Annotated in this window: 20 protein-coding genes and 1 tRNA gene; 16 read left to right on the plus strand and 5 right to left on the minus strand. The window is 64.5% G+C overall.

Features of this window, described 5'->3' with window-relative positions:
• The first annotated feature begins 9 nt into the window (after window positions 1-9).
• Window positions 10-576: a TIGR02444 family protein gene (locus tag V5F68_RS01230; protein WP_394015992.1), complete on the plus strand. Its 567-nt coding sequence runs from the start codon at window positions 10-12 to the stop codon at window positions 574-576.
• Complete coding sequence (locus V5F68_RS01235; RefSeq protein ID WP_394015993.1) at window positions 576-1,148, plus strand: UbiX family flavin prenyltransferase; 573 nt, start codon at window positions 576-578, stop codon at window positions 1,146-1,148. The genes V5F68_RS01230 and V5F68_RS01235 overlap by 1 nt, the downstream gene beginning before the upstream one ends.
• A 232-nt stretch (window positions 1,149-1,380) precedes the next feature.
• Here the strand turns inward: V5F68_RS01235 and V5F68_RS01240 are convergent, their stop codons facing one another.
• The 4 genes from V5F68_RS01240 to V5F68_RS01255 form a co-directional block, all read right to left on the minus strand.
• Window positions 1,381-1,785, minus strand: a complete 405-nt coding sequence (locus V5F68_RS01240) for a DUF1398 domain-containing protein (RefSeq protein ID WP_394015994.1) — start codon at window positions 1,783-1,785, stop codon at window positions 1,381-1,383.
• A 31-nt stretch (window positions 1,786-1,816) separates the two neighbouring features.
• Window positions 1,817-2,278, minus strand: coding sequence for a MarR family winged helix-turn-helix transcriptional regulator (locus tag V5F68_RS01245; protein WP_394015995.1), 462 nt, complete (start codon window positions 2,276-2,278; stop codon window positions 1,817-1,819).
• Between the two features lie 130 nt (window positions 2,279-2,408).
• On the minus strand, window positions 2,409-3,311 hold the full coding sequence (locus V5F68_RS01250; protein ID WP_394015996.1) for an amidohydrolase family protein: 903 nt from the start codon (window positions 3,309-3,311) through the stop codon (window positions 2,409-2,411).
• Window positions 3,308-5,020, minus strand: coding sequence for an IlvD/Edd family dehydratase (locus V5F68_RS01255; RefSeq protein ID WP_394015997.1), 1,713 nt, complete (start codon window positions 5,018-5,020; stop codon window positions 3,308-3,310). Before V5F68_RS01255 ends, V5F68_RS01250 begins: the two co-directional genes overlap by 4 nt.
• A 247-nt stretch (window positions 5,021-5,267) precedes the next feature.
• Here V5F68_RS01255 and V5F68_RS01260 point away from each other — a divergent pair, with 247 nt between their 5' ends.
• The 10 genes from V5F68_RS01260 (at window position 5,268) to V5F68_RS01305 (ending at window position 13,849) form a co-directional block, all read left to right on the plus strand.
• Entirely contained in the window at window positions 5,268-6,494 is a 1,227-nt protein-coding gene (locus tag V5F68_RS01260; protein ID WP_394015998.1) for an ABC transporter substrate-binding protein, read from the plus strand.
• A 24-nt stretch (window positions 6,495-6,518) separates the two neighbouring features.
• Complete coding sequence (locus V5F68_RS01265; protein ID WP_348846810.1) at window positions 6,519-7,457, plus strand: carbohydrate ABC transporter permease; 939 nt, start codon at window positions 6,519-6,521, stop codon at window positions 7,455-7,457.
• Between the two features lie 3 nt (window positions 7,458-7,460).
• Entirely contained in the window at window positions 7,461-8,330 is an 870-nt protein-coding gene (locus V5F68_RS01270; RefSeq protein ID WP_348846808.1) for a carbohydrate ABC transporter permease, read from the plus strand.
• A gap of 12 nt (window positions 8,331-8,342) precedes the next feature.
• Window positions 8,343-9,494, plus strand: coding sequence for an ABC transporter ATP-binding protein (locus V5F68_RS01275; protein WP_394015999.1), 1,152 nt, complete (start codon window positions 8,343-8,345; stop codon window positions 9,492-9,494).
• Window positions 9,491-10,504, plus strand: a complete 1,014-nt coding sequence (locus V5F68_RS01280) for a Gfo/Idh/MocA family protein (RefSeq protein WP_394016000.1) — start codon at window positions 9,491-9,493, stop codon at window positions 10,502-10,504. Before V5F68_RS01275 ends, V5F68_RS01280 begins: the two co-directional genes overlap by 4 nt.
• Window positions 10,501-11,211, plus strand: coding sequence for a GntR family transcriptional regulator (locus V5F68_RS01285; protein WP_394016001.1), 711 nt, complete (start codon window positions 10,501-10,503; stop codon window positions 11,209-11,211). Before V5F68_RS01280 ends, V5F68_RS01285 begins: the two co-directional genes overlap by 4 nt.
• Window positions 11,212-11,385: 174 nt before the next feature.
• A complete protein-coding gene (locus V5F68_RS01290) occupies window positions 11,386-12,174 on the plus strand; it encodes an SDR family oxidoreductase (RefSeq protein ID WP_348846804.1) in 789 nt (262 codons plus the stop codon).
• A gap of 9 nt (window positions 12,175-12,183) precedes the next feature.
• Window positions 12,184-13,113: a dihydrodipicolinate synthase family protein gene (locus V5F68_RS01295; protein ID WP_394016002.1), complete on the plus strand. Its 930-nt coding sequence runs from the start codon at window positions 12,184-12,186 to the stop codon at window positions 13,111-13,113.
• Window positions 13,114-13,343: 230 nt separating this feature from the next.
• A tRNA-Arg gene (locus V5F68_RS01300) sits at window positions 13,344-13,420 on the plus strand.
• A 165-nt stretch (window positions 13,421-13,585) separates the two neighbouring features.
• A complete protein-coding gene (locus V5F68_RS01305) occupies window positions 13,586-13,849 on the plus strand; it encodes an Arm DNA-binding domain-containing protein (RefSeq protein ID WP_394016003.1) in 264 nt (87 codons plus the stop codon).
• A gap of 745 nt (window positions 13,850-14,594) precedes the next feature.
• Here V5F68_RS01305 and V5F68_RS01310 read toward each other — a convergent pair.
• The gene (locus V5F68_RS01310; protein WP_394016004.1) at window positions 14,595-15,248 is read right to left on the minus strand and encodes a Cap15 family cyclic dinucleotide receptor domain-containing protein; all 654 of its coding nucleotides are present in this window, start codon (window positions 15,246-15,248) and stop codon (window positions 14,595-14,597) included.
• Window positions 15,249-15,326: 78 nt separating this feature from the next.
• Here V5F68_RS01310 and V5F68_RS01315 point away from each other — a divergent pair, with 78 nt between their 5' ends.
• The 4 genes from V5F68_RS01315 to V5F68_RS01330 all read left to right on the plus strand — a co-directional run bounded on the left by V5F68_RS01315 (window position 15,327) and on the right by V5F68_RS01330 (window position 20,352).
• Window positions 15,327-16,580: a CBASS cGAMP synthase gene (locus tag V5F68_RS01315; RefSeq protein ID WP_394016005.1), complete on the plus strand. Its 1,254-nt coding sequence runs from the start codon at window positions 15,327-15,329 to the stop codon at window positions 16,578-16,580.
• Window positions 16,573-18,381, plus strand: coding sequence for a ThiF family adenylyltransferase (locus tag V5F68_RS01320; RefSeq protein ID WP_394016006.1), 1,809 nt, complete (start codon window positions 16,573-16,575; stop codon window positions 18,379-18,381). Before V5F68_RS01315 ends, V5F68_RS01320 begins: the two co-directional genes overlap by 8 nt.
• Window positions 18,381-18,917 (plus strand): Mov34/MPN/PAD-1 family protein, encoded by a 537-nt coding sequence (locus V5F68_RS01325; protein WP_394016007.1) that lies wholly within the window; start codon window positions 18,381-18,383, stop codon window positions 18,915-18,917. Before V5F68_RS01320 ends, V5F68_RS01325 begins: the two co-directional genes overlap by 1 nt.
• Window positions 18,918-19,719: 802 nt before the next feature.
• On the plus strand, window positions 19,720-20,352 hold the full coding sequence (locus V5F68_RS01330; RefSeq protein ID WP_394016008.1) for a tyrosine-type recombinase/integrase: 633 nt from the start codon (window positions 19,720-19,722) through the stop codon (window positions 20,350-20,352).
• The last annotated feature ends 191 nt before the right edge of the window (window positions 20,353-20,543 follow it).

A 20,543-nucleotide genomic window follows, 5' to 3' on the forward strand; every position in this document is an offset into this window, starting at 1 on the left:
GCGATGCGGATGGCCGACCGGTCCTTGAAGGAATTCGCACTGGAGCTCTACGGCCGCGAGGGCGTGGCGCCCGCGTGCCTGCGGCTGCAGGAGAAGACCGCGCTCAATGTGAACCTGCTGCTGTTCGCGGCTTGGGTCGGCGCCTGCCGCCGGCGCGAGCTTTCGCCGGAGACGGCGGCTGCGGCGGATGGGCGGGTTGGCGAGTGGCATCGCGACATCGTGCTGCCGCTGCGGGCGGTGCGGCGCCGGCTGAAAACCGGGCCGCACCCGGCGCCAAGTGCCCGGACGGGCGGCCTGCGCGGCACCGTCCAGGGCGTCGAAATCGGAGCGGAACTCATTGAGCTTGAAGAGCTTGATGCGTTCTTCCAGGACCTCGCCACGACCCCTTCGCCGGCCGCGCCCGAGCATCTGGCCCGCGCGGCGATGCTGGAGGTGGTTTCGCTCGCGACCGGTCGCGGCGCGGATGCGCAAGAGCGCTCGGATATCGCCATCATCGTTTCGGCCTGCTTCAGCGCGGAGGCTTCGCCCCCCGCGTTCCCCGCCGTCCAGCCCAGCCTTCCCAGCGAGACCTTCTGATGCGCCGCCTGATCATTGCCCTGACCGGGGCCTCCGGTGCCATCTATGGGGTGCGGGCGCTTCAGATTCTGCGCCAGATCGAGGACGTGGAAACCCACCTCATCATCACGCCCTCGGGCGTGCGCACCCTGCTCGCGGAGACCGATTTCTCTCCCGAGGAGGTGAGGGCGCTGGCCGACCATGTGCACAATCCCAAGGACATCGGCGCCAACCTGTCCTCCGGCTCGTTCGTCACCGACGGCATGCTGGTCGCGCCGTGCTCCATCAAGACGTTGAGCGGCATCGCCAATTGCTTCAATGAGGAACTGGTGGTGCGCGCCGCCGACGTGTGCCTCAAGGAGCGGCGGCGGGTGGTGCTGCTGCTGCGGGAAACGCCGCTCCATGCCGGCCATATCGACCTGATGGCCCAGGCCACCCGCAACGGCGCCATCATCATGCCCCCCGTTCCGGCCTTCTATCACCGGCCGACTTCGGTGGATGACATCGTCAACCAGACGGTGTCGCGCGCGCTCGATCTGTTCGGCATCGCCTCGCCCTTGGCCAAGCGCTGGAACGGAAAAGACGTGGATTAGAGACGGCGCAAAGCCCGCCCGCCTGGGCTTTCTTCCAAAAATGTTTCACGTGAAACAATGGGTTAGCGCGGACGAACAGTGGTTTTGTGGCACATCTCAGCCCTTCGTCGCGGCTTTTCGGCGGATGAAGGTGCCATTTCGCCCGAACGTTCGCGCCGAAGTTCGGCAAACGGCCTGCGCACGGGGCGAGATCTGTCGCGATGCCGTCCGTGACGCAGGAGCGGGCCTGCCTCTAGCGGTCCGGAAAAGGTTCGACGTGGACCTCGGCGGTGCGGCCGACATATAGCGCGCGGCGGCCGGAGAATGAAACCATGTAGCCGGCGCATCCCGCCGCCACGGCTTTGCGGCAGAAGCCCCTATAGGTATAGCCGGGAACCTGCTGCTGCGCTTCGCGGATCGCGGCCTGCATGAGGGCGGCGTCGAGGCTCGGCGCAACCGCTCCCTCGGTGGCGGGGACCTGCAATTCCAGGCTCGTGCCGTCCGCCAGATAATAGGTGGCCGTCGCCCGCCGGTAGTCGATGGTGTAGCTTTCGAAGCCCGCTTCCATCAAGGTCCCGACGATCTGCGGAAAGGTCATGGTGTTGCCCTCCGCCGCATCGAGGCAGGCGCGGGCGATGGCTTTCTGTTCATCCTTCATGTGCGTCTCCGTAAGGCTGGCTCGACTGGGTTCAAGTGAGGGGCAGTGCCGTCATGTGGCCGCGCTCGACGAGGCGCTTCAGGAGCCGCTCCAGCGTCTCGCGTTCATCGCCCGTGAGGCAGTCGAAGAATTCCGCATCGTTGCGGTCGGCCAGCGCGGCCAGTTCCGGCACCACAGCGGCGCCGCGCTCGGTCAGCCCTAGGGTCTGCGCGCGGCCGTCCTCGGCATTCGCCTCCCGCACGATCAGCGACTTTGCGATCAACCTCTCGGCGAGCTTGGAAATCGCGCCCCGCGTCATGCCCATGGCGTCCGCGAGGCGGCTGGGCGGCATGGGGTCCTTGCCATAGAGCGTGCGCATCACGCTCCATTCGGCGACCGTCACGCCCTTGTCGGCGAGCTTGGTCGCGAAGGCATGGGATACGTGATTCGACACCATGCGCAGGCGGAAGCCGAGATGGGTGGAAAGGTCCGAAACGAGCGGGACGGACGGCATGTCTGCTCCTTGATTGACTAGGAAACTAAATGCCTATGATTTCCTAGTCAACTATTTTCGCGCTGATCTCGATGCGGGCATGACGGAAGGCGCCGAAAACGCTGAACTGCGCGCGCTCCGGTGTCGCCGATCAGGCCCAGTAGAGGCGGGCGGGATTGTCCACCAGCACCTGCTGGCGCAGGGCGTCCGTCGGCAGCCAGCGGGCGGCGAGATCCACCAGATCGGCGGTGTCGGGCATGGCGTCCCACAATTCGGAATGGGGCCAGTCGCTCGCCCATAGCAGGCGGTCGGGCCGTGCGGCGACCAGCGCTTCCACCAGGGGCAGCAGATCGTCGAAGGGCGCGCCAAGGCGGCTGGCGCGATAGGGCGCGGAAAGCTTCAGCCACAGCCGGCCGCTGTCCAGCACGCGCAAGAGATTGCGGAACGGCGCGCTTGAGGTGCCGAGCCGCGGGTCCGGCAGGCCGAAATGGTCCACCACCAGGGGCACCGGCACGGCGGCGAACAGATCGTCCAGCTCGGCCAAGCGCTCCAGCGAGGTCTGCAACTGGATGTGCCAGCCCAAGGGGGCGATGCGGGCGGCGAGCCGGGGCACGTCCTCCAGCTTCAGGCCGCCGGGGTTGCGGGCATTGACGCGCACGCCGCGCACGCCTTGCGCGTGCAGGGCCGCCAATTCGGCATCCCCGGTTTCCGGCGCCACCACGACCACGGCGCGGAAACGCTCCGGCGCGCGGGCCATGGCGTCGAGCTGGGCGCGGTTATCCGTGCCGTAGACGCTCGGCTGGATGAGGACGGCACGGGCGATGCCCGTGTGCGCCATCATCGCGAGATAATCGTCCAGCGTGCAGAGCTGCGGGGTGTAATTGCGCGCCTCCGCCAGCGGATAGTCGGCCCTTGGGCCGAAAATGTGCATGTGGCAGTCGCAGGTGCCGGCTGGCAAAGCGAAGTCGGGGGTCCGCGCGGGCACGCGGGGCGGCAGGCAGAGCGGGGCGTATGCCGGCTCCGCCCCCGTCCCCGCCCCAGGCGTCGCACTCATGCGCCGCCGACCCCGCCGCGCCGCAGGAAGTCGAAGTCGCAGCCTTCGTCCGCCTGCAGCACGCTGTCCACGAACAGACGCGCATAGCCGCGCTCTGGCAGGGCGGCGGCGGGTTCCAGGGCGAGGGCGGCGCGCCGGGCTTCCATTTCGGCGTCGTCCACCAGCAGATCGATGCGCCGGCCTTCCACATCCAGGCGGATGCTGTCGCCGGTCTTCACCAGGCCGAGCGGGCCGCCGGCGGCGGATTCCGGCGTCATGTGCAGCACGATGGTGCCGAAGGCGGTGCCGCTCATGCGCGCGTCCGAAATGCGCACCATGTCCTTCACGCCCTGGCGAGCGAGCTTTTTCGGGATCGGCAAATAGCCCGCTTCCGGCATGCCCGGCGCGCCCTTGGGGCCGGTGTTGCGCAGCACGAGCACATCCTGCGGCGTCACGTCGAGGTCGGGATCGTCCACGCGCGCGGCCATGTCCTCCACCGATTCGAACACGACGGCCCGGCCGGTATGCTGGAGCAGGGCCGCGCTCGCCGCCGCCTGCTTGATGATGGCGCCGCCGGGGGCGAGATTGCCGTAGAGCACCGCCATGGAGCCCTCGGCCTTGATGGGATTGTCGCGCGAGCGGATCACATCCTGCCCCGGCACGTCCTCGGCCCGCGCCACCACGTCGCGCAGCGTGCCGCCGGTCAGGGTGGGGGCATCGAGATCGATCAGATCGCCCAATTGCTTCAGCAGCTTGGGCAGGCCGCCGGCGTGATGGAAATGCTCCATGTAATGCGCGCCGGAGGGCTTGAGATCCACCAGCACCGGCACCGTGCGGCCCAGCTCGTCGAGCGTGTCGAGGTCGAAGCCGTATTTGGTGCGGTTGGCGATGGCGGTGAGATGGATGATGCCGTTGGTGGACCCGCCGATGGCCTGGAGCACCACGGCGGCGTTGCGGAACGCGGTAGGCGTCAACAGCTCGCTCGGGCGCGGGCCGCCGGTCACCGCCATCTGCGCCGCCACGCGGCCGCTCTCCTCGGCGAGGCGGATGCGCTCGGCGTGCGGGGCGGGAATGGTGGCGCTCATGGGCAGCGACAGGCCCATGGCCTCGGTGATGCAGGCCATGGTGGAGGCCGTGCCCATCACCATGCAGGTGCCGACCGAGGGGGCAAGACGGGAATTGACGGTTTCGATCTCCACCGCGTCGATCTCGCCGGCGCGATGGGCGCTCCACAGGCGGCGGCAATCGGTGCAGGCGCCGAGCACCTCGCCCTTGTGATGGCCCACCACCATGGGCCCGACCGGCACCACGACCGTGGGCAGGTCCACGCTCACCGCGCCCATGATCTGGGCCGGCAAGGTCTTGTCGCAGCCGCCGATCACCACCACCGCGTCCATGGGCTGGGCGCGGATCATCTCTTCCGTGTCCATGGCCATGAGATTGCGCAGGAACATGGAGGTGGGATGGGCGAAGCTCTCGTGGATCGAGATGGTGGGGAACACCATGGGCATGCCGCCCGCAAGCATGACGCCGCGTTTTACCGCTTCCACCAGCGCCGGCACGTTGCCGTGGCAGGGATTGTAGTCGCTATAGGTGTTGGTGATGCCGATGATCGGACGGTCGAGGGCATCGTCCGAATAGCCCATCGCCTTGATGAAGGCCTTGCGCAGAAACAGCGCAAATCCCTCGTCCCCATAGCTCGTCAATCCCTTGCGCAGCCCCTTGGCCATGCCCGTTCTCCCGTTGGCCGATCGTCGCGCCGACCCGACGGCACCCTATCCAGGGCTTCCGTATTGTCAATAATTTTAGGCGCATAAGCGTTTGATTGAAGAATCCTGCGCGCTAACGCCAATTATTATTGACAATCTTGCGCTGCGCAGTCCAACTTCCGGGCAAAACAAACCTAGGGAGGACATGCTTATGAAATGGGGTCGGTTTGGATGTGCGGTCGCTGCGGCGGCGTTGAGCATCGGATGCATGGGGCCAGCGCTGGCGGAGCCGGTGCAGGTCAATATGTGGAGCAATTGGCCCGACGAGCCGGCCAAGAAGGATTGGGTCTCCGCCCGCGTCAAGGAATTCGAAGCCGCCAATCCGCAATGCTCGGTGAAGCTGAGCTTCATTCCCAAGGCGGATATCTACACCCAGGCCAAATCTGCGGTGCGCACGGGGCAGGCCCCCGACATCTTCTATCTTGAGCCCGACCAGCCGGAATTCCTCGCCGGCGGGTTCCTCGAGCCCCTCGACAGCTATATCGACCTCGCCGGTCTCGAAGACTGGGCCAAGCCCGCCTGGACCTCCAAGGGCAAGGTCTACGGCCTCCCGGTCGAGGCCTATACGGTCGAGCTCTATTACAACAAGGATCTGGTGAAGAAGGTCGGCGTCGACGTGCCGGCCAATTTCCAGCTCACCCAGGCCCAGTTCACCGATCTGGTGAAGAAGGGCGTCGCCGCCGGCATCACCCCGATCTCGCAGGGCGTCGGCGACCGTCCGTTCCCCGGCGGCCTCGTGCTGTATGAAGCGCTGCTGCGCAAGCTCGGCCCCGAGGATTACGGCAAGCTGCTGGACGGCACGCTCTCCTACAAGGATCCGCGCGTCATCGAAGTGATGGACTGGGTGAAGGGCCTGGTGGATGCCGGCGCCTATCCCAAGAGCTTCTCCACGCTGAAGCTCGGCGAATCCCACTTCTATTTCTACAATACCCCCGGCTCGCTCACCTTCCCCGACCCGAGCTGGTTCACCGGCCGCGCCTTCGCCGCGCCGGAGAGCGGCGGCATGCCGGCGAACTTCCCGCTCGGCATCATGCAGTTCCCCGCCATGGACGGCGGCAAGTGCCCCGAGTGCAAGACGCTCGCCGTCGCCGGCAGCTTCGTGATGTACTCCAAGGGCAAGAACAAGGACTGCGCGGGCGCCTTGCTGAAGTCCATGGCCACCCGTGAGAACGGCACCAAGTGGATGGAGCAGGTTTCGCTCCAGACCGGCCTTGCCTCCGATCCCAGCAAGATCAAGAGCGCGCACGCGGATTATTTCGCCGAGCTGAACGCGCGCAACAAGGGTGTCAAATACTTCTTCGGCACCCCGCTGTTCCACTATCGCGCCAAGTGCGCGGAGACCTATACGCAGGTGATGAACAACGCCTTCCCGGCCGGGCTCATCAGCGTGCAGGACGCCGCCGACAAGATGAACGCCGCCTGCTTCAAAGGGTGAGGGTGCATGTCTCAGGACGCGACGATGACTTCCACCGCGGCCCGGCCGGACGACGTTAAGTCGCCCGGCTCGGTGGCGGACCCGCGGCGGACCTCTTGGCCCGTGCTCGTGGTCTTCCTGGTGCCGGCGCTGGCCATTTACGTGGGGCTGACGGCCTATCCGGCCTTCCGCACCATCTATGACAGCTTCTTCACCATCGAGGGTCTCGACGCGACCTTCGTGGGCCTCGACAATTACCGCGCGCTGATGTCGGACGAGACCTTCTGGGTCGCCGTGCGCAACACCTTCGTGTGGTCGTTCATCGCTCCCGTCCTGGACGTGTCCACCGGGCTTCTGCTGGCGCTGGCGCTTTATGCCGGCGTCCCGTTCGCCCGGTTCCTGCGCGTGGCGTGGTTCACGCCCGTGCTCCTGTCCTATGTGGTCGTCGCGATCCTGTGGATGTGGATCTACAATTACGACTGGGGCATCCTCAACGAGCTGCTGCGCGCGGTGGGCCTCGGCGCGCTCGCCGAATCCTGGCTCGGCGATCCCAATCTCGCGCTCGGCGCGCTGATCGTGACCCATGCCTGGAAATGGGCCGGGTTCAACATGGTGGTGTGCCTTGCCGCCATCCATTCGCTGCCCGGCGAGGTGCTGGAGGCGGCCGAGCTCGACAATTGCGGCTGGGGCGCGAAGCTGCGGCACGTGATCGTGCCCATGCTGCGGCCGACGCTGCTGAACCTCTACATCCTCGCCTTCATCGGCAAGATGAAGATCTTCGATCTGGTGTGGATCATGACCGGCGGCGGTCCGCTCTGGGCCACCGAGACCGTCTCGACCTATGTCTACAAGCGGGCGTTCAACTGGAACACGTTCGATCTCGGCTATCCCTCCGCCATCGCGACGGTGTGGTTCGGCGTGGTGTGCGCCGCCGTGGTCATCCTGAACCGGGTGCTCGCCTCCAAGGACCGGCTGGAATACTGACCCATGGCCCTCTTTTCCATGCTCGGCGCCCGCGACCCCGGCGCCACCCCCTTGCCGCGCCTGTTCGCGCGCGGCGGCCTCGCTTTGGTGATCGGCGCCTATACGATCTACACGCTCGGCCCGTTCCTGTGGCTCGCCAGCATGTCGGTGCGCACCACCGGCGAGATCAGTCTCGACCATTACGCCTGGCCGAGCCCGTTCCATTGGGAACAGTTCCGCATCGCCTGGGTGGATTCCAATTTCGCCACCTATTTCTGGAACTCCACCCTCGTCGTGGTCGGCGCCGTGGCGGTGGTGACTTTGGTCGGCGCGGCCGCGGCCCACGCCTTGGCGCGCTACCGCTTCAAGGGCAACCGCCTGATCTATGCGGTGCTGTTCTCCTCCATCATCTTCCCGCCGCAGATCACCTTGATTTCGCTCTACCAGATCCTGGTGGACTATAATCTCTACAACAGCCTGCTCGGGCTGACGCTGGTCTATATCTCGCTTCAGCTTCCCTTGACTGTGTATCTGCTGGAGGGCTTCTTCGCCCGCATCCCGCAGGATCTGTTCGATGCCGCGAAGATGGACGGCTATGGCGACATCGAGATCTTCCGCCGCATCGTCTTGCCCATCGGCATGCCGGCGATCGCCACCACGCTGATCTTGAACTTCATCCAGCTCTGGAACGAGTTCCTGTTCGCCGTGGTGCTCATCACCGACCCGGACAAGCGCACGCTGCCGATCGGCATTCGCGCCTTCATGGGCGATCATTTCCAGGACATCGGCATGATCGCCGCGGGCGTCATGATCTCGGTGGTCCCGGTCATCCTCGCCTACATCTTCTTCTCGGAAAAACTCATCCGCGGCATGACTGCCGGCGCGGTGAAGTAGGGGTTAAGCGCAATGTCGGTCGTCATTCTCGACAAGCTCTGCAAGCGCTACGGCACCAGCCAGTATGCCGTGGACCATGTGGACCTGCACATTCGCGACGGCGAGTTCATGGTGCTGCTCGGCCCGTCCGGCTGCGGCAAGTCCACCACCCTGCGCATGGTCGCGGGGCTCGAGACCATCAGCGAGGGCACCTTGTCCATCGACGGGCGGGTGGTGAACAATGTCGCCGCGAAAGATCGCGACATCGCCATGGTGTTCCAATCCTACGCGCTCTATCCGCACATGAGCGTGGGCGAAAACCTCGCCTTCGGCCTGCGCCGCCGCAATGTGAACGCGGCGGAGATCGAGCGGCGGGTGAAGGAAGCCGCCGACATCCTCGGCCTCGGCGCGCTGCTCGCCCGCAAGCCCAGCGCGCTTTCCGGCGGCCAGCGCCAGCGCGTCGCGCTCGGCCGCGCCATGGTGCGCGAGCCCATGGTGTTCCTGTTCGACGAGCCGCTGTCGAACCTCGACGCGGCGCTGCGCGTCAACACCCGCAACGAGCTGATCAAGCAGCACCACCGCCTCGGCTCCACCATGATCTACGTGACCCACGACCAGGTGGAAGCGATGACCATGGGCACGCGGATCTGCGTGATGAACGGAGGGAAGGTGGCGCAGATCGGCGCGCCGCTCGATGTCTATTGGGAGCCGGCCGACACCTTCGTCGCGCGGTTCCTCGGTTCGCCCCCCATGAATCTGTTCACGGCGCCGCTGCGCCAGAGCGCGGACGGCTTCCTGCTGGAGGAGGGCGCGTTCCACACGCCGCTCACGCGCTGGAGCGCCGCCTCGCTCGCCCCCTATGCCGACCGCAAGATCACCTTCGGCGTGCGCGCGGAAGACCTGCATCTCGACCCCGCCGCGGCGGGGGAGGGGCTGCGCGGCCGCATTCGCGGCAAGGCCTTCGCCATCGAGCCGCTGGGCGCGGAAACCTTGGTGGTGCTGGAAACCCCGCTCGGCGAGTGCACCGCCCGCCTGCCGCGCAATGTGATGGTGCGCCCCGGCGACGAGGTGGACCTCGCCTTCTCCGCCAGCGCGGCCTATCTGTTCGATGCCGAGACCGGCCGGGCGATCCCCGGCGAACGCACCGCCCAGGGCGCGCTCGCCGCGGCGCGTGGCCTGCAATGAGCCGCGAGCTTCGCATCGGCCTGATCGGCGCCGGCTGGGTCACGCAGCATCACCTGGTGGGCTGGCAAGCGCTGGCTGGCCGGGCGCGCGTGGTCGCCATCGCCGATCCCTCGCCCGAGCGGGCGGGCGAGCGGGCCGCGCAGTTCGACATTCCCACCGTCTTCACCAGCGCCGAGGCGATGCTCGACGGCGCGGAGCTGGACGCCGTCGATATCGCCGCCCCGCGCGCGGTCCACGCCGAGCTGGTGCGCCTCGTCGCGTCGCGCGGCCTGCCGATCCTGTGCCAGAAGCCGCTTGCCCCGACGCTCGCGGAAGCCGAGCAATTGGTGGCGGACGTGGCCGGCGCAGTGCGCCTGATGGTGCATGAGAACTGGCGCTTCCGCGCCTATTATCGCGACGCCGCCCAATGGCTGCGGGACGGCCGCATCGGCAAGGTGAAGGCCGCCCGCCTCACGCTCGCCACCAGCGGCACGGTGCCCGACGCCGAGGGCCAGTATCCCGCCTTGGTGCGCCAGCCCTTCATGCGCCACGAAAAGCGCATGCTGGTGGCGGAAGTGCTGATCCACCATCTCGACACGCTGCGCATGCTGCTCGGCCCGCTGAAAGTGGAGGCCGCCGCCTTGACCCGCACCTGCCCGGTGCTGGCGGGCGAGGACGGCGCGGTGATCCAGCTCGGCACCCCCGAGGGCACGGGCGTCGGCGTGTTCGCAAGCTTCGCCGTTCACGGCGCCCCGCCGGCCCAGTCCGACTGGGTGGAGATTCTGGGCGAGACCGGCACCATCCGCCTCGCCGGGGATACCCTGTCCTGCTTCGGCGAAAATCCCGCCACGCAGGTCTATGACCTGCCGGTCTGCTACCGGGATTCCTACAGCGCCACCATCGCCCATTTCATCGCCGGGCTCGAAACCGGTGCGCCGTTCGAGACCGCGCCTGAAGACAATCTTGAAACCTTGCGCCTGGTGGAGGATTGCTATCGCCTGTCCGGCTTTGAACGGGACACGCGGGGATGATGGAAAGCTCGACACCTGATGGCGCGATCCCTGCCGGGCGTGATGCCAGCCAGGCGGAAATCGTGCGCGAGATCGAAGAGGACATCATCTTCGGCCGGTTTTCGCCGGGTTCTCGTCTGGTCGAGGATACGCTGATGGCGCGCTATGGCGCGAGCCGCCATTTCATTCGCCAGGCCCTGGTGCAGCTGGAGCGCACCGGCATCGTGCGGCGCGAAAAGAATGTGGGCGCGACCGTATGCTCCTATTCCGCGCAGGAAGTGCAGCAGATCTACGAAGTGCGCGAGATGCTGACCCGCCAGGCCGCGCTCATGATCGCGCTGCCGGCCGCGCCGGAGCTGATCGAGAAGCTCAGTGCGATCCAGGCCGATTATGCCCGTTTCGCGGCCCAGGGCGACCTGCGCGGCATCCACGAAACCAACGACGCCTTCCACATCGCCCTGTTCTCCGCGTGCGGCAACCCGTATCTGGTGCGCTCGCTCCAGGACTATATGGGCCTCACCTTGCCGATGCGCGCCAAGAACCTCGCCGACAAGGAAGGGCTCGAAGTCTCCCGCCGCCAGCACGAGACCATGATAGAACTCCTGCGCGGGCGCGATTCCTGGGCGCTGGCGCAATTGTGCGTCGAACACATGCATCCCAGCAAAGCGGATTATCTCAAACGCGTGGCCGCGGGCGCACAGCCCGCGCGCCTCGGCATTGCCGGCTAGAGCGCGATCCACCCACATGGAACCACTGGGGTTCCATATGGGTGGTGAATCGCCCTCTAACTTATTGAATAGAGGTGGATTCACTGCCCATATTGAAACGCCTTGGGCGATTCAATATGGGCAGATCCGGCTCTAGACACCCACCCCTGTTACGGGGGAGCATGAGGACATTCCATGGATCTCGGACTTAAGGATAAAACCGCACTGGTGCTAGGCGCCGGCGGCGGCCTTGGCAGCGCCATCGCGGCGACCCTCGCCCGCGAAGGGGCGAAAGTGGCGCTCGGCGATATCGATTCCGCAGCGATCGAGCGTGTCGCGGCTGCCATCAAGGACGCCGGCGGCACGGCCCTCGCCCTGCCGGCCTGGGACCTGGCCGACCTGTCCCTGATCGAGACCCAGATCGCCGCCATCGAGGCGCAGTTCGGCTCCGTGGACATTCTGGTGAACAACACCGGCGGTCCCCCGCCCACCCCGGCCGCCGGCCAGGACCCGGCGCTGTGGAGCAAGAGCTTCCAGCAGATGGTGCTCTCCGTCATCGCCCTCACCGACCGGGTCCTGCCCGGCATGAAGGCGAAGAAGTGGGGCCGCATCGTCACCTCCACCTCCTCGGGCGTGGTGGCGCCGATCCCCAATCTCGGGATCTCCAACGCCTTGCGCCTCTCGCTGGTGGGCTGGTCGAAGACGCTCGCCCGCGAAGTGGCGCGCGACGGCATCACTGCGAACATCGTGCTGCCGGGCCGCATCGCCACCGACCGCATCAAGTTCCTGGACGAGCAGAAGGCCAAGCGCGAAGGCAAGAGCGTGGAGCAGGTCTCTTCCGAGAGCACCGGCACCATTCCCATGGGCCGCTACGGCGAGCCGCAGGAATACGGCAATGTGGTCGCCTTCCTCGCCTCCGCGCCCGCCTCCTATCTCACCGGCTCCGTCATCCGCGTGGATGGCGGGCTGATCGCCTCCATCTGAGTGATTGCCATGCTTCTGGACGCAACGGCCTCCGGCCTGTTCCCCATCGCCCCGACCCCCTTCCATCCCGACGGCCGCATCGATGAGGCCTCGGTCAACACGCTGATCGAGCGCTATCTCGCCGCCGGCGCGACCGGCGTCACGGTGCTCGGCATCATGGGCGAGGCGCCCAAGCTGGAGCCGGAGGAATCGCTCGCGATCACCTCCCGCTTCATCGACGGCTTCGGCAAGCTGCCGGTGATCGTCGGCGTCTCCGCACCGGGCTTTGCCGCCATGCGCTCGCTGGCGCGCCAGGTGATGGAGAAGGGCGCCGCCGGCGTGATGATCGCCCCGCCGCCCGCGCTGCGCACCGACGACCAGATCACCGGCTATTACCGCCAGGCGGTGGAAGCCATCGGCACCGACGTGCCGTTCGTGATCCAGGACTATCCGCTCACCCTGACGGTGCAGATGACCCCTAAGGTGATCCGCCAGATCGTCGAGGAGAACCCCTCCTGCGTGATGCTGAAGCATGAGGACTGGCCGGGCCTGGAGAAGATCTCCACCCTGCGCAAGTTCCAGGCCGAAGGCTCCCTGCGGCCGATCTCCATCCTCACCGGCAACGGTGCGCTGTTCCTGGATTTCGAGATGGAGCGCGGCGCCGACGGGGCCATGACCGGCTATGCCTTCCCCGAAATGCTGGGCGACGTGGTGCGCCTGCAGAAGGAAGGCAAGCGGGATGCGGCGCACGATCTGTTCGACGCCCATCTGCCGCTGGTGCGCTACGAGCAGCAGCAGGGCGTCGGCCTCGCTACCCGCAAGTACGTGCTGATGAAGCGCGGCTTCATCGCCTCCGACGCCCAGCGCAAGCCGGGCGCGGCCCTGACGGATGCGGCGCGCGCCGAGATCGACTATCTGCTCTCGCGCCTCGCCCGCCACGATCCGCGGGCGCGGATCTGAGCGTCATCTTTCCGCGGGCGCGGATCTGAGCTGCGCCTTTTCCCGTCCCGGCTGCAGCGAAGGCGGCGGGGATGGCATATAAAACGACGGCGGCACGGCCTTGTTCGCGCCGCCGTTTTTATTTGCGCCCACGCCTGCGCTTCCGCCGTGCGTTCCGCCTTGAAGCTGCATGCGGAGCCTGCGCCCCCCGTCTTCCAACACGCCGGCCCTTGGGTTAGAACAGCCTCGGGCTCCCGGTAGCTCAGCAGGATAGAGCACAGGTTTCCTAAACCTGGGGTCAGGGGTTCGAATCCCTTCCGGGAGGCCAAACGCACGCTTCAGAGCGTCGCGTAAGGTTTCAAAGCATTTTGAAATCAATGAGTTGATCCCATTTCACGGGTTCGCGGCGTCTCTTGGCGTGCCGTTGCATCTCATCGATTTGTAGGCATGTTCGTAGGCATCTGCCGCGTGCCTACAAAAGAGATGCCTACAGATGCCTTTAACCGACCTCGCGCTTCGCAACGCTAAGCCGAAGGACAAAGCCTACAAATTGTTCGATGGCGGCGGCTTGCATGTGCTCGTCAGCCCGAACGGCAGCCGTATCTGGCGCCTGGCTTACCGGTTCGCCGGCAAGCCGAAGCAACTTTCCTTCGGTCCCTATCCCACCACGTCCCTGGCCGAGGCCCGCCAGAAGCGCGACGAGGCCAAAAAGCAGTTGCTCAAGGGAGAGGATCCTTCGACCGTTCGCAAGAGATAAGCTGATTGCATTTGCGCGCGATGCTTCACGCCGTTGGTGCTTCAGATAGAGGTCATTGAATGGTCGCAACCAATGTTTTTCTGAACGAGGATACGCGGGTGCGGCGCATTTGGGTCGGGCGCGTGTTCGTAACCCCTGATCGCATGACCCAATATGCCCTGAAGGCGGTTGGGACCCGACTTTCCTCCGATTCCCTCCTGCTGCTTCCACGCGAGAGAAATGGCGGGCGAGATATGACGGCTCGCGGCTATGATGAGGCTTGCCGTCGTGAAGGAGGCTCCAGCCTGATGCGAACCGGTTGGAAGCCCTTCTGAGGGATGGTGGATGGTCTCAAGTTGAGACCATGGCGCGCGAAACCGATGCCTGGCGATCAAGGCGCAACTGGTGCTGGTGACCCAAAGCGGCCCTCTCAGCGCAACGTTGCAAACGGCCGCTTTGCGCCCCCATGTCAGTCGTTACAGCTGACGCTGACATTTCCCGGAAGCGGACATCGCAGACCGACCGCTGGCGGTCGTGGTTGCGCCAAGAGCAGTCATTTGGTTCAGCGCCCTTGCAGACCCTCCGTAGCGCCACATCGCGGGCGCTCGGATATCGACCCTTGTAGGTCGTCACCCAGCCGCGAAAGCTAGCTCTAGGCGTCAAGCGCGCTTCCCTAACCGCCGCCTCCCCCTTTGACCGTCCCGCAGCCGCCTGAGAGGCTTGCCCGCCTCCTTCTTCCTGGACTATCCGGCGCCAATCCGGCTCGTTAGCCCGCGGCACGGCGAAGGGTGATCTTCCCCGCTGTATTGAGGCCGCGCCTCCAATTGCGATTTGTCCAGTAAACCCCCTCAAGCCAAATATCGTCGTCCTTGCCTTCGATCGTCAGGCATCCAGCACCGAGGTGAAAAGCACTGTCCGTGGGCCGCGGGTCCAGGGTTGTGTTGCGGTAGACATAGTGGAGTGAAATTGAACCATCGTGTGGGTCCCGCTCCGCATGCACGAAGATGGTCTTCGACGTAGAATAGCGGTCCGTCGCAGCAAGGTTCATGCGGATGAAAAAAAGCCTGGCGATGATGGTGACGGAGGCATGCACCGGCGCAAGTAAGACCTCGGACTGTGCGGGCTGGGATCTCGTGTCGATCGCGGGCCAGTTCGACTCCAACGCTGCCGTCCATTCCCCTTCAATGGGTGGGAACCAGCGCCGCAGGTACGGCAGCTTGCACAGCAGCGGAAACAATGGGGTGGCGCCAATCAGCCAGACCAATAAACCCGCCACCGATACACTTTTTACGGCCAGCGACCACCAAGCCAGGAGCGACCCATGCTCTGGGGGCGCAAGCACTAACAAAACGACGAATATGACGCCGCAGAGGAAGCCAAACAGGGTCAAAGATCGGCTCACACCCAAAATTTGATACATCGGCACCTCACCACCTTGTGCTTAGCCACAATCAATCCCATATCCCCGCGAATTATTCACCTGGGTGGTGCTAAGTTCATGACCCTCAATGCCCATCGCATCTTCACCGGACCGGTCGACGCCGACCACTATCTCGCCGCCCTTACGCTCGAGACGGAGCGCATTAACAAACTGCGCGATGCCCGTGATGCTTGCCGGGAAGGGCTGCGGTCGGGTCTGCGGAACTGGTCGACCCTCGTCAATGATCAGTTGCTATTCGAGCGCGCGATCGTGGCCAGTGCGCCAACCTCCCTCAAACCAAAGTTCAAGATGCAAGGCAGTTTCGCCTACCGGACCCTGAATGATCCGGCAAAGGCACCGCCGCAGGAGATTGATCTCGATGATGGTGTCTTCGTTCCCGTGTCCTTTCTGTCGGACCATGGGCATGTTCATCCCGCTCTAATCAGTTCGGGTTATTTCCAGGCGGTCGAAGCTGCCTTAAAGCCGGTGTGTGATGCGCACGGTTGGACGCTGGACACCAACAAGACCTCCTGTGTGCGGGTGCGGCTTGATGATGGCGCCCATATCGACTTTGCTCTCTATGCCATTCCTGACGCCGAATTCGAGGAGTTGGTGGAGGCGGCGGCCGCCACGAGGGTGCTCGCCGACGAATTACGGCTCTCCCTGCACGAGCAGCTCGAATTTGCGGAAACCGTCTATCAGAACCTCCGTGAAGACCAGATCATGCTGGCCCACCGCACCGAGGGCTGGAAGCCCTCAGATCCACGCAAGTTGGAGGACTGGTTTAGGGCGGCGCTGAAAACGCACGATGAACAGCTCCGGCGTGTCTGTCGTTACCTCAAGGGATGGCGCGACTTCCAATGGGAGGCGTCGCGGCTCTCCTCCATTTCTTTGATGGCATGTGTGGTCACGACTTATGATGAGGCCACCATATCGGTTGCCACCAATCGGGATGACCTGGCTCTGCTGGGTGTCTGTGAGCGCCTACCGGGGCTATTGGCAAAGCCCATCGCCAATCCAGTGGTGCCCGGCCAATTTCTGGACGAGGGGTGGAGTGACCGGGAACGGCAGACCATGATCGCGGCAGCGGAGGAATTGCTGCAGCGGGTTCAAGAGGCGCTTCGCGGCACCGACAGCGCTGCCCGCGCGCTTGAGAGCCTGGTATGCGCTTTTGGCGACAGGCTGCCGGACGACCCTGCGCTCATCATCTCTGAAACGGCCCCTGGCGTTTCAATGCCTGGCGTTCTCACTTCCGGCCTCGTCAAGGAATGGGGCAAGGAAAACGCCCACGACCAACCGGTCAAGCGGGAGGGTGAACGCCGGTATGGCTGACGGGTCGAGCCAAACGGGCACGGCCATTCACTCAGAAAGCGCAATCGCTCTGGTTGACGGCTGGCTGGCCGGCTGGAGCGGCGTTGAACGCCTCGGAAGTGCGGCAGCGAAGCTCTACCCGACCCGCGACGTCAAAGACGGCTGGCGCCTTCCGTTGACCTTTCCCTCTTGTCAGCGGCGCATCGACATCCTCATCGGTCAGGGATTTCCCTTTGCGATACCGCGGTTAGCGCTGGTCGACCGCCCGCCTCATCTGACCTGGCCCCATGTCGAGGACGATGGCAGCCTCTGCCTGTTGCCCAATGGCACCCCGGTCTCTTTCAACGACCCGGTCAAACTCCTCAAGAAATTGCTCGCGGAGGCCGTCCAGCTCATCGACACCGCCGAAAGCGGCGGCAATGTCGATGACTTCCGCTTGGAGTTCTTATCGTACTGGCCAAAGCATCCGGCGGCACCCTTCGTCCGCAGTCTGCTTTCACCCCAAGGGCCCTCGCGCCCCATTGCCGCTCACACCGTGACTGATCTTGTAACAGTGGCGGATGACGCAGAAACACTCACGAGGTGGCTGAATCACACGTCAGCGGGACGCCCTACCGGCCGCAAAAAGATTCATCCTGCGCTCCTGGTCTGGCTTGAACAGCCGATGCTTCCCGCGGAATACCCCGTCACCGCAGGGGACGTGGCCGACCGGGTGCGCGATGCCGGTCTGGCAGATACTTTCGAAGCCCTGTTGGCAAAAAAGCCGCCACGGATTGTCATTGTTTTTGGCGCGCCGACGCCCGACGGCCCGGTGTTCGCGGGAGTACTGCTTGTCCCGCTACCAAACGGGCGGGGTAAGGCGCCGCCCAGCGGCGGAGCCGAACGCGGCTTCCGGCCGGGCAAGATACCTGCCGAGCTTCTCGCTCGGCGGATCGTGGGGGCTGGGCGGGTCTTAAAAGCGTCTGTGCAACGTATTGATGCGGCCTGGATTCATGGTCGCGATTGCGACCCGGATCTCGCCGTTCTCCGAGCCGCCAACGTTGTTTTGATAGGCTGCGGCTCGCTCGGTGGCCCCGTGGCCACCGGGCTTGCACAGGCCGGGGTCGGGAGGCTGCGGCTCATAGACCCCGAAGTTCTTCAGGCATCCAATGTCGGGCGGCATCCTCTCGGGAACGGGTTTATCGGGACCGCTAAAGCCCCACAGCTCGCTGCCCGCTTATGTGAAGACTATCCCCACATCGTCTTCTGCGATGGGCTCAGGGACTGCTGGGAGGCCGTGGCTGCAAAAAAGCCCTCTATCCTTGCCGAGGCTGATCTCATTGTCTCGACCGTGGGCGAATGGGCGCCGGAAGCGGCTCTTAACGCATGGCGGCACCATGCGGGTAATCACCCGGACATGCTGTTTGGCTGGACGGAACCGCATGCAGTAGCGGGGCACGCGGTGGGCCTCGTGGGTGGGTGCGGCTGCCTTGCCTGCGGTCTCTCGGAGTATGGGGAGCCGCTCCTTCCGGTGGCATCCTGGCCGAAGGGCGCCGGACGGCGCTCCGAACCCGGATGTGGTGTGATGTACCAGCCATATGGTCCGACCGAATTGAGTCATGTTTCGGCGACGATTGTGGAAGCAGCGGTCGATATTTTGACCAAGCGGTCGCGCGTGCCCTTCCACCGTATCTGGGTCGCTCGCGAAGACGTGCTTGCACGGGCTGGGGCGGTCTGGAGCGATGGCTGGCTTGAGACCCATGACGCCGCTCCCCATGGCGCGCGACTTGAAGAGCGTGGCTGGAACGAGCGGCACGGCTGCCCTGTCTGCGGAGCGGCTTAATGCTCGCCTATCCCATCGGCGCATCCGGACAAATCCTCGTGTTCACCGACGAGGTCCTTGCGCACTTCCGTCTTCAGCGTCAGACGCGTCCCTGGCACCGCGAGGCAGGCGGCCAACTTTTTGCGCGCTTCGACGCAGATAGGATTTTGCTCGTCGAAGCCACCGGCCCCCGTCCTTCCGACCGTCGGTGGCGGATGAGCTATTTGCCCGATCGTGTGGCGGAGCAACAGGAGATAGATGAACGCTTCCCCCAGGGACTGCATTTCGTTGGCGACTGGCATACGCATCCGGAAGACCGGCCTTCACCCTCGACAGTCGATCTACGCAGCGCAGCCGATGGCGTTTCGCGCTCGCGCCATTCGCTCCATGCTTTCCTTATGGTGATCGTGGGGCGCGCCGACCCTCCGCAGGGCCTCCACGTCTCACTGACCGATGCCCACGGGCCCCATTTTCTGCAACCCCAGGATGTCCTGACGCACGCCTTTCCCGATGTCCAAGGGGGGCGTCATCGCACAGATAGCAGCGCTTTATTGTGAGGCGGATTTGCTCGAAGGTGCATATCGCGCACCCCAGTTCGAACTCGACACGGGATCCTCTGCAAACCGCTGCGCGCCGAGCCCGACCTCGACCGCCACTTCGTTAGCTGCGAGCCAAGCAAGTACGTCAACGTGGCCGACAACGCTATAGATGCCGCCTCCGCCGCAATGCAGTAATGCCGAACTGCGGCACCCCTTCTAAGGCCCGTGAGGTAATCCCAACCAGGAACCTGTGTGGCTGGACACCGCCATCCGCTGACTTGATGTTTCCCATTCAGTAGATTGGTCCACCGCTGTCACCGTCACAGCTGTCCGCGCCCGGCACAGAAGAGGAACCAGGCCGGTTAGGATGAACTCTTTGAATGGCGCGCAACTCGTAGCGGCGAACTCGGCGCAGAGGCAAAACATGTCACGAACCGTCTGTGTGGTTGATAGCAGGCCGTGCGGGAATTTATCGTCCTGGGTACGCCCATAGCCAGCGTCGACGAGCTACTCCAACTTCCTTCAACGGACGACGAGGAAGGGGAAGACACCACAGAGGCCGCCTGAAAAGAGCGGTTCGAGGATGTCTCGCTAAGTGGCCCCTCAGAAGGGCGGATATGGGTCAGTTTCGGCCGCGGCGCCGCCGTGAACGAGACTGCCGGAAAGCGGACGCGCCACGAGTCAGCTAAGGGTCAGGTCGAGAAGTTTCGTCGGTCAACTACAACGTCTGCTTCCATTGATCGGGCGCCAAAAGACGCCAGTCCGCTATCGGCTCCTTCCTATTTCTCCATTGGCCATGGTGGCCAAAAGGAGAAATGACGTGGGTATCTCAAAGTACGACCCAGCCGCCAAAGGTCGGCCAGCCTGGAATGCAGGCAAGCAGGTCGGCGCCAAACGAGCGCTCAAAGTGAAGCAAATCTGGTTGATCCGGTTTTTCCTCGATCGCGAAGAGCGGATGCGGGACCGGGCATTGTTTGACCTCGCGATCGAAAGCAAGCTTCGCGGTTGCGACCTCGTCAAGATGAAGATCGGATCGCTTGTCTCCGGCTCGGCAATACGGGCTCGATCAATGGTGATCCAGCAGAAGACCGGCCGGCCCGTCCAATTCGAGATCACCGCAGACACGAGGGCAAGTCTGCTCGCGTGGCTCGAACGCCGTGGTGGCAGTATCGACGACTACGCGTTCCCGAGCCGGGTCGACCACGAAGGGCACCTCAGCACTCGACAGTACGCGCGATTGGTCGATGAATGGGTTACGGCGATTGGACTGCGCCCCGAGGAATACGGAACGCATTCGCTCCGCCGTACCAAGGTCGCCCTGATCTACAAGGCTACCGGCAATCTCCGAGCTATTCAGATTTTGCTTGGACACACCAAAATCGAAAACACCGTTCGATACCTCGGTGTCGATATCGATGATGCTCTTACGCTTGCCGAGACAACGGAAATCTGACCCGCGCGGCCTCGCTGAACATGGCGAGGCCGCGTTCAGCAACGCGCCGCCATTCCGGTCGTTGAGCCGATCGCATCGGTATCCCGCAAGCGGACACTCAGCGGCCGGCGGGCACACGTTCTAAATGACTGCGTTTGGCATAGGTGGATTCCATTTGCGATCCGCTGGCACTTGATCATGCTGGCAGTCTG

The sequence above is a fragment of the Roseixanthobacter pseudopolyaromaticivorans genome, from assembly GCF_043195145.2.
Lineage (GTDB): Bacteria > Pseudomonadota > Alphaproteobacteria > Rhizobiales > Xanthobacteraceae > NCEH01.